At 43.7% G+C, this 13,980-nt stretch carries 11 protein-coding genes; all 11 read right to left on the bottom strand.

From position 1 onward, the window contains the following. Nucleotides 1-5 precede the first annotated feature (5 nt). The 11 genes from ACQVGS_RS13900 to pbpB all read right to left on the bottom strand — a co-directional run bounded on the left by ACQVGS_RS13900 (nt 6) and on the right by pbpB (nt 13,977). Complete coding sequence (locus tag ACQVGS_RS13900; protein WP_095713794.1) at nt 6-713, bottom strand: DUF881 domain-containing protein; 708 nt, start codon at nt 711-713, stop codon at nt 6-8. A 21-nt stretch (nt 714-734) separates the two neighbouring features. Continuing rightward, nucleotides 735-1,430, bottom strand: coding sequence for a DUF881 domain-containing protein (locus ACQVGS_RS13905; RefSeq protein WP_095713793.1), 696 nt, complete (start codon nt 1,428-1,430; stop codon nt 735-737). Further along, nucleotides 1,427-2,218 carry a cell division protein FtsQ/DivIB gene (locus ACQVGS_RS13910; RefSeq protein WP_127695285.1) on the bottom strand — a complete coding sequence of 264 codons (792 nt, stop codon included), beginning with the start codon at nt 2,216-2,218 and terminating at the stop codon, nt 1,427-1,429. Before ACQVGS_RS13910 ends, ACQVGS_RS13905 begins: the two co-directional genes overlap by 4 nt. 129 nt (nt 2,219-2,347) lie before the next feature. Then, complete coding sequence (gene murB / locus ACQVGS_RS13915; protein WP_024121317.1) at nt 2,348-3,259, bottom strand: UDP-N-acetylmuramate dehydrogenase; 912 nt, start codon at nt 3,257-3,259, stop codon at nt 2,348-2,350. Between the two features lie 31 nt (nt 3,260-3,290). Continuing rightward, nucleotides 3,291-4,382: an undecaprenyldiphospho-muramoylpentapeptide beta-N-acetylglucosaminyltransferase gene (murG, locus tag ACQVGS_RS13920; protein ID WP_044155976.1), complete on the bottom strand. Its 1,092-nt coding sequence runs from the start codon at nt 4,380-4,382 to the stop codon at nt 3,291-3,293. Nucleotides 4,383-4,505: 123 nt separating this feature from the next. Beyond that, a complete protein-coding gene (gene spoVE / locus ACQVGS_RS13925; RefSeq protein ID WP_003221421.1) occupies nt 4,506-5,606 on the bottom strand; it encodes a stage V sporulation protein E in 1,101 nt (366 codons plus the stop codon). 59 nt (nt 5,607-5,665) lie between these two features. Then, nucleotides 5,666-7,021 (bottom strand): UDP-N-acetylmuramoyl-L-alanine--D-glutamate ligase, encoded by a 1,356-nt coding sequence (gene murD / locus ACQVGS_RS13930; protein WP_059292826.1) that lies wholly within the window; start codon nt 7,019-7,021, stop codon nt 5,666-5,668. Beyond that, nucleotides 7,022-7,996: a phospho-N-acetylmuramoyl-pentapeptide-transferase gene (gene mraY / locus ACQVGS_RS13935; RefSeq protein WP_024121314.1), complete on the bottom strand. Its 975-nt coding sequence runs from the start codon at nt 7,994-7,996 to the stop codon at nt 7,022-7,024. A gap of 111 nt (nt 7,997-8,107) precedes the next feature. Further along, on the bottom strand, nt 8,108-9,592 hold the full coding sequence (locus tag ACQVGS_RS13940) for a UDP-N-acetylmuramoyl-L-alanyl-D-glutamate--2,6-diaminopimelate ligase (RefSeq protein ID WP_151175002.1): 1,485 nt from the start codon (nt 9,590-9,592) through the stop codon (nt 8,108-8,110). Nucleotides 9,593-9,766: 174 nt separating this feature from the next. Continuing rightward, complete coding sequence (locus ACQVGS_RS13945; RefSeq protein ID WP_024121311.1) at nt 9,767-11,707, bottom strand: stage V sporulation protein D; 1,941 nt, start codon at nt 11,705-11,707, stop codon at nt 9,767-9,769. Between the two features lie 125 nt (nt 11,708-11,832). After that, nucleotides 11,833-13,977: a penicillin-binding protein 2B gene (gene pbpB, locus ACQVGS_RS13950; RefSeq protein ID WP_440152992.1), complete on the bottom strand. Its 2,145-nt coding sequence runs from the start codon at nt 13,975-13,977 to the stop codon at nt 11,833-11,835. Nucleotides 13,978-13,980 lie beyond the last annotated feature (3 nt).

Consider the following 13,980-nt stretch of genomic DNA (forward strand, 5'->3'; position numbering starts at 1 on the left):
CCCTTTTAGTCTTTCAGCGGTTTTAGCTGTTGTACGTCCACTGCTCTGTCATAAGCTTTTAAAGTCAGGCTGCTGTCAGATTTACCTGCTTTTAACGCTACATTTTCAGAAGCAAAGATATCCTCTAAATCGGACCCCTTTACCCTGCTGTACAGCTTGTCCGGATCTTCAGCAAGCACTTTTACTGTTAAAGGATAATCATCAAGGCTGTATCCGTCTATTTTTGTTGTGCCGTTTATGTCCCGTATCACTGAAGAATTCACAACTCTTCGCTCATTTATTGAGATATGCTCAGCACCATAGGAGTTGAGTTCATTGATCAGCTTCTTTAGTAAATCCGGCGGTGGATTTTTGATCGCCTCTCCAGTTACGCTTTCAGAAAAAAGCGGAGAAAGGGTGATGACAATTCCGCTACCTGTTATATCGGTCATGCCGGCTGTTTTTTTTAAGGTTTGTAATGTATTATTGAGCGCTGTTTCTTTTGTCAATTCTTTGTTTTGCGTATAGGTATTCAGCAATTTATCATACTTTTTAATTTCAGCCAGCAGCTCTTCCTGCTTCTTCTGCTCTGATGTAAGCTCTTCTCTTATATCCCACATATCTCTTGTATCTCGGACTTGTGGATGCTTTAAAGAATTAAATTGAACAGATATCATAAGGCCGAATATAACCATAAGCACGCTGATGCTAATGAAGGAACGCTTTATTTTCAATCACTTCACCCGCTTTTCCAGTCATTCCTTCGTTTTCAGAATGGGTTCCATTTGTACATTTTTCTTTTTTTCTGCAGTAACAGAAATATGATCCATAGAAAGCTGATCGATCAGGCCTCCTGCTATATTTAACGAAGGAAGCAGGACATCAGGATCTCCGATGGCAGAAACGACAAACGGGGCGGGGTGCTGCACCCCGTCCACCGTTACGACCGGCCCGTTGCACTTGATGTAGGAATCATGGGTCAGCCGCTGGCCGTTGACGGAGACGGCTGCCGCACCAGATATATACAGTTCATTTATGACTTGAAAGAGATGGCTTTCGTGAACGATGTAGCTGTTCACGTTCTCTCCTTCCGGTATGTAAGAAGCATCTTCCAAAGTCACTTGAACGCCCTCTCCTTGTACACCGACTTCCCCAATATACATTCTGTACTTTTCTACATCTTCCAGGACGTTATAGTATTCTGTTTTTTCGTTCTTCATCTTATTTTCAGTCTGACGGACTTTGTTCTGCTTTTGATACAGTTCTTTTTCAAGGTCCTTGTTTTCTTTCTCTTGTTTCAGCAGTTCATCCCGCAGGGCATATTCTTTTTTCCATTCTTCCGTCTCTGTCATGCTTTTGTGGTTTTCTCTTGTCGTCTGAAAAGAAAAAGAAATTAAAAAGCCGGCGATAAGCATAATCAAAGAAAGAAGGACGGCTGATTTGCCCCTCAATTTTCATCTTCCTTTTTGGCAGACGAATCGCTTTTTCCAAACTCCTCAAAATAGGTTGCAACTTCTAAATGAATAATCCCTTTTTTACTGCCGCTGAGCTGTGAAATAATAGAAGGATACGTTTTCATTCGGTCTGCAAAGGTTTTGATGGATGCAGTGACGACATACCCGTCGTTCATATATAATTTAATCCGGTTTTGATCCATTTTGACAGGAGTATAATACACTTCTGAAATCGATTGTTTTATAGAATTTGACAAAGCATCGAGCTGCTTGGCCATCTGAACACGTTTTTTAGCGTCTGTCCAATTCACCAAAATCGGTCCCGCATCATCCGGCGTTACTTCGTCTGGCAAAACTGAACCGTTTTCAAGGACTTCATAATACACATTGTCTTTTTCTAAATAAGCAATCGCTTTATATTCTTCGATCGCAATGTTGATTTTATTAGGAAGGGATTTGCTGATTTCTGCTTTTTTTACTAATTTATTTTGCTGAATCTTTTTTGCTGTTTTTTTCTTATCCAGACTCCAAAATTCAGTATCTCCGCTTTTGATATCGGAAAGAACAATAATTTCCTTTTTGGAAACATTCTCATTGCCGGTAACAGAGATTGATGAAATTTTACTGATCGGTGTCTGCAGATACACGATGATCAGCACCATCATAAAAAAGAGCATAATAAATGAAATAAGCCGGCGGTTTGCCTTCTGTTTTCTCTGCTCTTTAATTTTAGGGATCCGCTCTTCAATATTTACGATTTTTTCTCGGTCATGCCCCGGATTCATTGCCTGTTCACCTCATTCAAATGAAACAGCCTTAAAAGTCTGCCTATTCCAAAACAAACGGCATACTATGATGCCGTTTGTCGTTTGCTTACAGTATATCATATGAACAGCTTCAGTTCAGAACTTGAATCAGCGATTTTCACCGATGATTTCAACCTCTGTGTGCATCTCAATCTCGTATTTTTCACGGATCGTCTTTTTCACATGGTCGATCAGATCAAGCACATCTTTTGCTGATGCTCCGCCCGCATTGACGATAAAGTTCCCGTGCATTTCCGATATTTTCGCACCGCCGATTTGATATCCTTTTAAGCCTGCTTTTTCCACTAGATTGCCGGCATGGTTCGGAAGCGGGTTTCTGAATATGCTTCCTGCACAAGGGCTTGAATACGGCTGTGTATTCTTTCTGTAGTCTTTATTGCTTTGCATTTGCTGAACGATTGATTCTTTATCCTTTTGTTCAAGCTGCAGAACGGCTTCAAGACAAACACCAGGGCGTTTCTTTTGCAATACGGACGTTCTGTAGGTGAATTCCATCTCCTCATTTGTCAGCCACTCGATCGTGCCGTCTTCAAATAAAATATGCGCTTTGACAAGGATCTTACTCATATCAGACCCGTGAGCGCCTGCATTCATATAGACAGCTCCTCCGACGGATCCCGGAATTCCGGCAGCGAATTCTAATCCCGACAAGCCTTTTTTGCTCAACGATGTAGCAAGACGCACGACTGAATAACCGCCACCGACAGTGACTTGTTCCCCGTCAAGCTCCAAGTGGTCAAGACCCGCGCCCAGCTTGATGACCACGCCTCTGATTCCTTCATCTAATACAAGAAGGTTTGACCCGCGGCCGATGACTGTCCACTTTACTTCATATTTTTTCACAACATCCATGATGTCCTTGACAGCATCTACACTGCTTGGAATGACCAATACATCCGCAGGACCGCCGATTTTCATTGTTGTATGATTTGCGAGCGGTTCATTTGCAAGCACCTTGCCGACTTCGCGTTCTTTTAATTCTTGTATCACTTTCTCCATCGTAAACCTCCGCATTCCATTTGCTTTTCTATTATTTTTTCAAATCTTCGAGTACGCTGTATAAACGGGCAGCCGCATCAGGAACACCGAGTGACTTTGTCCGTTCGCTCATATCCTTTAATGTTTGTTCATCAAGCACAATCCGGTCAAGCGCTTCAATCAGCTTTTCCCCGCTGAGTTCTGTTTCTTTCAACACAATCGCAGCATCATGCTGACCGAGAGATCGCGCATTGACCTCCTGGTGATTCGCCGTTACGTACGGACTTGGAATCAGCACACTTGGGATTCCTAGTGCCGTAATTTCCGCAATGGTCGTCGCACCCGCTCTTGCTACAATCACATCAATTGCCTTTAAATATTCTGGCATCTGATGAAGAAACGGTTTTGTGACCATATTGTCAGCTGCACCCTTGTTTTTCAGCTCAGTCATTACTTTCTCATAGTGAACCTCGCCCGTAATATACAGTACTTGATACGCTCTTGATTTCAGCGCATCCTGCATATCAATGACCGCTCGGTTAATCGGTGCGGCGCCTCTGCTTCCGCCGAAGATTAATACGGTTTTTTTCTCTTCAGAGAGTCCGAATTCAGCCATTGAGCGGCCCGTCTTTATTGAGACGACCTCAGAGGCTCTCGGGTTTCCCGTAAATACAACTTTCTCACTTGGAAAATGTGATTTTGCTTCCTCAAAACATATTGCTACTTTATTAACATATTTTGAAAGAAACTTATTGGTGATGCCCGGCAGGCTGTTTTGTTCATGAACGATACTCGGAATCCCCATTTTTGCAGCCGCGTATACAACCGGCCCGCACACATAACCGCCCGTTCCAATCACGGCATCCGGCTTAAATTCCGCTAAATACGATTTGCTTTTTTTAACGCCCTTTAGAAAACGCATCACCGTTTTTACGTTTTCAAATGAAAGCTTTCTTTTAAAACCTGTAATTTCAATGGAACGAAACGGTATATTTTCCCGTTCTACAATTTTTTTCTCTAATCCGTTTTCTGTTCCGATATATAAAAATTCCGTATCAGGATGGCGGCGCTGCACCTCTTTGATAAAGGCAAGCGCAGGATAAATGTGTCCCCCTGTGCCGCCTCCGCTTATTGCAATTCGCATAACTCTTCCCCCAGTCTCAGTTTCTCTATAACATAACGATAACCCTGTTTTTATGGACAGGGTTATCGCTTCAATTGTTTCCCAGCTTCCTGTTTCATAGGATCGCTTTACTAATAACATTCATTAATACCTCGAGTACCGGCTCACGTTCAGCAGCACACCCACAGCCATCAGCATCAGAGTCAATGATGAACCTCCGTAGCTTAGAAACGGCAGCGTGATGCCAGTTACCGGAATAAGGCCCGTCACAACGCCGATATTGATCATAACTTGGATCGCGATCATTGAAATAATCCCCACAGCCACAAAGCTGCCATATAGATCTGGTGCACCGAGCGCGATCCTGATTCCTCTCCACAGCAACACGCTGAACAGAAGCAAAATAAGCGATCCGCCGATAAATCCAAGCTCCTCTGACAAGATGGCGAAAATAAAGTCCGTTTGCGGCTCAGGCAGATAAAAGAATTTCTGTCTGCTTTGGCCAAGCCCCATTCCGAACAATCCCCCAGGCCCTACCGCATATAGCGATTGAATGATTTGAAAGCCGCTGCCGAGCGGATCTTCCCATGGATTTAAGTAAGAGGTAATCCGTTTAATCCGGTATGGAGCCGACAGTACGAGCCCGACAAATCCGCTCAGGCCGATCAGCCCGAGAAAGACGAAATGGGCGATTCGCGCACCGGCTACAAAAATCATGACAATACAAGTACCGACCATTACCGTTCCTGTTCCGAGATCAGGCTGGCACATAATAATCAAAAATGCGGAAAACACGATGCCGAGCGCCGGGACAAATCCACGTCTGAATGATGTAATGTTTTTTTGCTTTTCAGAGAGAAATTTAGCAAGGAATGCTATCATCGCAAGCTTCATAAACTCTGAAGGCTGTATGCTGAATGCGCCGACTCCGATCCAGCTTCTTGAGCCGTTCCGCACCATGCCTACGCCTGGTATTAAAACAAGCACCAGCAAGAAAAAACAGATAACCATCAGCAATTTAGACCATGTCCGCCATGTCCAATAATCAACATTCATAATAAAGAACATGGCAATAACTCCGATGCCCGCAAACAGCAGCTGCCGTTTCGCGAAAAAGAATGAGTCGTCAAATTTATAATCCGCCCATACCGCACTCGCACTGTACACCATAATTAATCCAATTGTTAATAATAATAACGTAATGATGACCAATAACAAATCAGGCGATGTTTTTTTAGTAGTCAAATCAATCGACACCCCAAGCTTAAAGTCATTAGGGCTGCCGATTTCTCCAAGACAAGCCCTTACTTAAGCATATGCACGGCGTCTATAAACATGTCACCGCGTTCTTCAAATGTTTTGAATTGATCCCAGCTCGCACACGCAGGTGAGAGCAGAATGACATCTCCTTCATTTGAGAGCGCAAACGCCGCAGATACTGCTTGTTCAACATTATCGACACGTTTGACATGTTGTATTCCCAGCTCATTTCCGAGCTGTTCGAGTTTCGGTGCTGTCTGTCCGAATGTAAGCACCGCTTTGACATGCTTCATGTAAGGCTTTAAGTCGTCAAAGCCGTTTCCGCGATCCAGTCCGCCTGCAAGCAGGATGACTGGTTTTTCAAAAGCCGAAAGCGCCTTGCTTGTCGCCAAAACGTTTGTTGCTTTGCTGTCATTATAAAACTTACGGTTCTTCACCGTTGTGACATACTGGAGACGGTGCTTGACGCCGGTAAAGCTTGTCAGCACTTTTTTGATGGCCTCGTTGGACGCTCCAGCCGTTTTCACTGCCGCAATCGCGGCTAAAATGTTCTCCAGATTATGCGCACCTGGCAGCACAACCTCTTCCAGAGGAAGAATAGCTTCGCCGCTGTACATAATCATGCCGTCTTTTACATAAGCGCCGTGTTCAAGCTGTTTGCGTACTGAAAAAGGAACAATTCCGGCTTCTCCGGCTTCAGCCAGGCGCACGACTGTTTCATCATCCTGATTGACAATTGCTTTATCTGAAGCTTTCTGATGCAGATACACTTTCTGTTTCGCTTTTTCATAGTTTTCTCTCGTATGATGATAATCCAGATGGGCATCAAACACGTTTAAAATCAGGCTGATTTCAGGCCTGAAGTCGTGCGTTCCCATCAGCTGAAATGACGAAAGTTCCGTTACGATCCATTCATCTCCATCAGCGTGATAGGCAACCTCACTTGCGACTGTACCGATGTTTCCGGCGATCAGCGCCTTTTGAGAGTCTGCCTTCAGCATTTCATAAATCAGCGTTGTCGTTGTCGTTTTTCCATTCGATCCGGTAATCCCGATAAATTTGGCATTAGTCAGATGGTAGGCAAGCTCAATTTCTGTCCAAATCGGGATGCCTCTTTTTTCTGCTTCCTGAACCATAATATTTTCATATGGAATTCCCGGGTTTTTGATCAGTACAGTAATCTGATGCTGATCGAACAGAGAAACAGGGTGCTCTCCGCAGACAACTTCGACCCCTTTTTCAGAAAGTTTCTGGGCTGGTTCGTTCTCATCAAAAGGCTTTTGGTCGTTGACTGTAACATAAACACCTTTTTCATGAAGAATAGACGCCGCCGCAAACCCGCTTTTCGCGAGCCCAAGGACTAAAAAATGCTGATTTTGCAAAAATAGATCGTTTTCCACTTATAACCACACCTCGATGTAAATTCCTAATACGGCAAGCAAAAGTCCCGCAGCCCAAAATGTTACAACAACTCTCCATTCAGACCACCCGACAAGCTCATAATGGTGGTGAAGCGGACTCATTTTAAAGATTCGTTTACCTGTCGTTTTAAAGCTGATGACCTGCAGAATAACGGATAATGTCTCAATGACGAATACACCGCCGATAATGACCAGCAGGATTTCTAATTTCGTTAAAATGGCAATGGTGACGATTGCTCCTCCCAATGCAAGTGATCCTGTATCTCCCATAAACACTTTGGCTGGATGCGCATTGAATACCAGGAAGCCCAGCACCGCTCCGACAACCGCGACTGAGAAAATAGCAACATCATATTGGGATTGATTCCAAGCCAGGATGGCAAAGGCGCCAAAAGCAATAGCTGCCGTCCCTGATAATAAACCGTCAAGACCGTCAGTCAGGTTGACGGCGTTTGATCCGCCGACAAGCATAAATAGCACAAGGATAAAGTAAGCCCATCCAAGATCAAATGACAGATCAGTCCCAGGAATGCGGATATCCGTCGCAAAATTGTAGTAATGATACACCGCATAAAACACAATTGCGATGATAATTTGTCCGATCAGTTTTTGCTTTGACGTCAGACCAAGATTTCGTTTCATTACGACTTTGATGTAATCATCCAAAAAGCCGAGTAAACCGTAACCGATCGTGACAAACAGCAGCAGGAACATTTCCGGACTTATTTCTGAAAACTTCTGTGTCATCACAATAGTTGTCACAATGATAGACAGTATGATCATGACTCCGCCCATTGTCGGTGTCCCTGATTTTTTCTGGTGTGATTTCGGTCCTTCTTCTCTAATACTCTGGCCGAATTTTAATCTTCTTAAAAACGGAATAAGAATCGGAGAGAGCAGAACACTGATTAAAAAACCCATTAAAATTGTAAACAGAATGACTTGCTCAAGCATTGTCCTTTTCTCCTCCTGTTTCTTTCAAACGACATACGTAGTTATCATATTCATGTTTTTTTTCCATATGAAAAATCTTTTCAAGCTCCATCATTCAATAACATCTCTTTCCTATGAATTCGTCTTATTTTTATTCAGTTCGACAATCGCTCTTGCCGCCACTTCGGCATCGTCAAAGTCAAAGGTTTCGTTCCCAATCTGCTGATAGGTTTCATGGCCTTTCCCGGCAATGAGGACAACGTCGCCTTTTTTGGCGTTGGCAATGGCAAAGAAGATCGCCTGCTCGCGATTTGCAATGCTGTGGTAGTATTCGTTCTCTACCCCTGCTTCCATATCTCTTAAAATGGCACGCGGATCTTCGCTTCTTGGATTATCTGACGTGAAAATCGGTTCGTCAGCCAGCTCAACAGCGATTTTCGCCATTTTCGGGCGTTTCGTCTTATCTCTGTCTCCGCCGCAGCCGACAACAACAAAAAGCTTTCCTTCCGCCATGTCTTTGCATGTCTTCAGCACGTTTTCAAGGCTGTCCGGCGTATGCGCGTAATCAACAATAACCGGAAATTCCTGCTGCTGATTAACCAGTTCAAAACGGCCTCTTACGCCATGCAATTCTTCCACGGCTTCTGTGATGGTTTCAAACGGAATGCCTGCCGCAATACATGTCGTAACAGCCGCGAGCACGTTATACACGTTAAACTGTCCAACGAGCGACATCGTGATGTGCTTAGTGCCTTTGTTCGTCACCAGTTCAAAACTTGTGCCCTGTGCAGTAGTTTTGATATCTTTCGCCATTACATCAGCATTGTTTTTAATTCCATATGTAGAAATATGTGCCGCAGTCACCTTTTCAAAATAAGCGCTTGCCTCATCATCCGCGTTTAAAACAGCCCGTTTTGGATTTTCATGGTTGAATGCCCCGCCAAGCTGAGAAAACAGCAGGCTTTTTGCCTGTCGGTACTCATCCATCGTTTTGTGATAGTCAAGGTGATCCTGTGTTAAGTTCGTAAACACGGCAATGTCATAATCACAGCCGTGAACCCGTCCCAGTGACAAAGCGTGAGAAGAAACCTCCATGATGGCCGTGTCGACATGCTTGTCATTCATTTTTTTAAATGTTTGCTGCAACGTGACGCTTTCCGGTGTCGTGTTTTTAACAGGAAGTGTTTCGTCATCGATTTTAATGTACATCGTGCCGATTAAGCCTGTTCGTTTCCCCGCTTTTTTGAGAATCTCATCAACCATATGGGTCGTTGATGTTTTTCCGTTTGTGCCCGTTATTCCGATCAGCTGCAGTTTCTTTGTCGGCTGTCCGTAAAACGCATCAGACAAAACGCTGAGCGCCCGCAGTGACTGCCGGACAATGATGACAGGCACATCCACATCGAGCTCCTTTTCAGCCACAATAGCCGCTGCGCCGTTTTCAACTGCTTTTTGCGCAAAATCATGGCCATCTACCGTATACCCTTTTACACATACAAAAAGACTCCCTTTCTTTACTTCCCTGGAGTCCATCTCAATTGAAGTTATTTCAGGGTCTTGTGAGTCATTTACAGAAGGTTCGGTTGTTAAGTATGTAAGCAGCTTTGTAAGTTTCATCGTATCAAACCTCTCAACATTCTATTCGTTCTTTTTATCATTGAAGTCACATCAAATGATGTGATAATGACTTTTAAGCATACAGTTCATATTTTAGCGTAAAAAAAAGGATACATCCAGCTAATCTTGAAAGATATCAGCATTTTTCTGCAATAAAATAATAGGCAGCCCGAATCAATCGGCTGCCTCCTTTTCATCTTCTTCAGTCAAATAAACACGTATCTTAGAGCCCTCTTTTACTTTTGTTCCTGCAGCTGGTGATTGTTTGACGATTTTGCTTCCTTTTCCGGAAGCATCTATATTCAGATTCACCAAGAGTGACTCAAGATCTGAGACAGACATCCCTACAACATTCGGAACTTCTATTGTTTTTGTGTCGTTCCATTGGTATTTTTTTTCGATTTGATTTTTCCTAGGCTTAACACCAAGCTCCGGTAGGCTGTCTCTCATAATACTTCCCACAATAGGCGCTGCAACGGTTCCGCCAAACTGAATCGTGCCTTTCGGGTTATCCACCGCGACATAGACGACAAGACTCGGGTCGTCAGCCGGAGCGAAACCGATAAATGATACAATGTGGTTGTTTTCGAGGTATTTTCCATCTTTAACCTTTTGTGCTGTTCCTGTTTTTCCGCCGACACGATAGCCTTCGACAAACGCATTGCGTCCGGTGCCTTCTGCAACGACGCTTTCTAAAGCATAGCGGATTTGTTTTGATGTTTCCTTAGAAATGACTTGTTTCTTGGCGATTGGCGATTGTTTTTTGACAGTTTTTTTGGTGACCGGATCAAGCCACTCTTTTGCTATATAAGGTGTGTAGAGCGTGCCGCCGTTAACAGCGGCAGAAACGGCTGCAACCTGCTGAATCGGCGTGACGGATACTCCCTGTCCGAAGGCGGTTGTCGCTTGCTCAACCGGGCCTACTCTGTCAAGCGGAAATAAAATCCCTGTTCCTTCCCCCTGCAGGTCAATCCCGGTTTTTTGGCCAAATCCAAAGCCTTTTATATATTTGAATAGCTTTTCTTTGCCCAATCTCTCGCCCAATTCAACGAAGCCGGGGTTACAGGAGTTTTGCACAACTTCAAGGTACGTTTGCAGCCCGTGGCCGCCCCTTTTCCAACAGCGCAGTCTTGCTCCGTCTACTTCTGCATGCCCTTTATCATAAAATTGGTCACGTTTCAGGTTGACTTTCTGCTCCTCCAGAGCCGCCGCAAGTGTAATAATCTTAAAGGTAGAACCCGGCTCGTATGTGCTCCATACAGGGAGATTCCGATTGTAAACGGACGGGTCAACAGATTGGTAATCAGCCGGATCAAAGTCAGGTCTGCTTGCCATTCCAAGTATTTCTCCGTTTTTCGGATTCATTGCGACTGCAATCATACCGTCTGGATGATATTTAGCTTCAGCATTATCAAGCTCTCGTTCCATTATGGTTTGCACCTTCGAATCCACAGTCAGCTTCATATCGAGTCCATCCTTAGGAGGCGTGTAGTCATCCGCTTCATCGGGCATTTTCTTCCCTTTGGCATCTGTATAAAACTTAACAGAGCCTTTTTCTCCTTTTAAATCATCATCATAATAGGCTTCAAGCCCAAGAAGTCCTTGGTTATCAATACCGGCAAACCCAAGCACATGAGATAAAAAGCTGCCGAACGGATAATGGCGGATACTATCCTCCGCTACATACACCCCTTTTAAATCGAGCGCTTTGATTTCTTTTGCCTTCTCATTTGAAATTTTTCTCCCTTCTGGCGTAATCTTTTCTATCGATGCTTTTTTCGTAACGTGCTTATATACTTTTTCTTCAGACATATTTAATACCGCAGCCAGCTGTTTGCTCGTTTTCAGCGGATTCTGGACTTGGCGCGGCACGACAAATACGGTCGGTGCACTTTTATTTGTGGCAAGCTTAACGCCGTTCCGATCAAGGATCTCTCCCCGTTCCGGCTCAAACGGCAGGTTCCGGCTCCAAGAATCCTTCGCCAGAGAAGTCAGTTTCTCTCCCATGACAAACTGAACATACCCCAGCCTTGTATCAATGATCAGAAATACGATCACTCCAAAAAGCAAAACAAATAATAAACGTTTTCTAACCGTTACATTCGAGACGCGCAAGGCACCGTTCACTCCTTATTTAGGCTTGTTTCATTTTATGCCTGCGTATGGACAGGTAGAACGGTGCTCCTCTTTGGAGATATAAAAAAAGAAAGCTCACCCGACGGGGTAAGCTTTCTTTCTATTTAATCAGGATTCTTAAACTTCACCTTAATCACAGTTCCGTCTTTTATTTCTTTGTCCTTCTTAACGCTTTGGCTCACAGCGTAACCTTGTCCGCTCACTTCAATATGAATTCCTGCCAAATCGCCGTATTGAAGAACCTCTCTTCTCGACCAGCCTGTCATATCAGGCATTTTAATTTTGCCCCCCGTTTTCAGGAAAACCTTCTGATTGGTCAAAACTTCCTCACCCGCTTTTGGATATTGCTCTTTTACTGCAATATCACTTCCGATCACAATCGGTGTGAGGTTTTCGTCTTTCGCTTTCTTTTGAGCACCTGTTACAGTTTGATCTGTTAAGTCAGGCATCGCCTGCGCTTTCGTTTCTTCCTTATTTGAATCAGACGTTTCAGTCGGTTCAATGTTCAGGTAGTGCAGGCTGTTTTTCATTGTTGGGTTGAAGATTTCAGATACTGGATTAGAACCTGTTTCATCATTTTCTAATTGCGGCTGCTGCACTGCAACATAGATCAGCAGCTCAGGATCATCTTTAGGCGCCATTCCCATTACGGAAAATACGTAATTATCGCGTCCAGATAGATAACCGTTCTGTCCGGCAATTTGCGCTGTTCCGGTTTTAACAGCCACATCAAAACCTTCAATTTTATATGGCTGTCCAGTACCAATATCAGAGGTAACGACATCACCTAAAATATTACGAACCTTTTTAGCGGTATCCGCAGAAATTGGGGTACCGGCGGACTGAGGTTTATTTTGATAAATGGTTTTTTTCTTGTCAGGGTCAACAATATGGTCTATGACATAGGGTTTCATCATTTTACCGTCATTTGCTATCGCAGTTGCAGCCTGCAGCTGTTGAATTGGTGTAACAGCAGAGGCTTGGCCATATGCAGTCGATGCTTTGTCAAATTCATATTTAAAATTGATTTTACTTGATGCTTCACCCGGCAAGTCAATGCCTGTTTTTTGATAGAAATTGAACTTATGAAGATACTCATTAAACCGGGAATAGCCCAATTTTTCATTAGCCAGTTTGGCAAAAGCAACATTTGAAGACCTTACAACACCGTCATGATATGTTGTTGGCCCCCAGCCTACACCATCATTATGGTCCCTTACAGGTTCTCCGCCAACTATATATGTTCCGGACTTGTACTTTTCATTGCCGTTATACACATTCTCCTGTATGGCAGCAGCGAGTGTGAAAATCTTCATCGTTGACCCGGGCTCATACGCATATGAAATCAAATCGTTATAGTAATTCGTCACATCACGCGTATTCGGGTCAAAACTTGGACGCTGACCCATTGCTAACACTTTGCCCGTTTTCGGATCAACAACTGCGGCCATGACTTTTTTCGGTTTATACTTTTCCGCCACTTTTGTCATACTGTCTTCTAAAAAGGTTTGAATTTTCTGATCAATGGTTAAATATACATTGTCACCATTTTTTGGCGCTGTAATTTTATTTTTGCTGTTCGGGAGCTCCCAGCCGGATTTGTCACTTTCATATGTTACGTATCCGTCCCGCTCCTTCAAATACTGATCCAGCACTTTTTCTAAGCCCATCGCGCCCGTAATTTCATTTGTTTTTTGGTCAACCTCGGCATAGCCGATTAAGTTGGACGCAAATATGCCGTTCGGATAGTACCGCTTTGTATCACGCAAAAATGAAATTCCCGGAAGTTTCAGCTTTTCGATTTTCTGTTTTTGGGAATAGGTAATATCCCGGCCTGCTGATCCGAACTCAACTTGTTTTGCACCCTTCTTATTTAAGATATCAAGGATTTCAGCCTTGTCCAAATCTATCACTTTAGACAGTTCTTCCGCTGTTTTTTCCTTGTTCTGGACATGCTGCGGATGCTTTTTGTCAGTTGTCATTTTTTCATCAAGAACAGCGATCAGCTTATACGTAGCTGTATCCTCAGCAATCACTTTTCCATTTCTGTCTAAAATGGAGCCCCGGCTCGCTTCGATTGTCCGTTTCTTTTCATGCTGCTCTGTCGCTTTTGTCGCAAGCACTTCACCGTCGGCTTTTCCGGTTATTTGAATATATGCCATTCTCCCAAGGATGACAAAGAAAAAGAGAGCGAAACAAATACTTAGAATCGCTGCTCCTCTGTTCATAAATTTATTCTTTTTTGGCATTTG

It is taken from the genome of Bacillus sp. SD127, assembly GCF_058566445.1.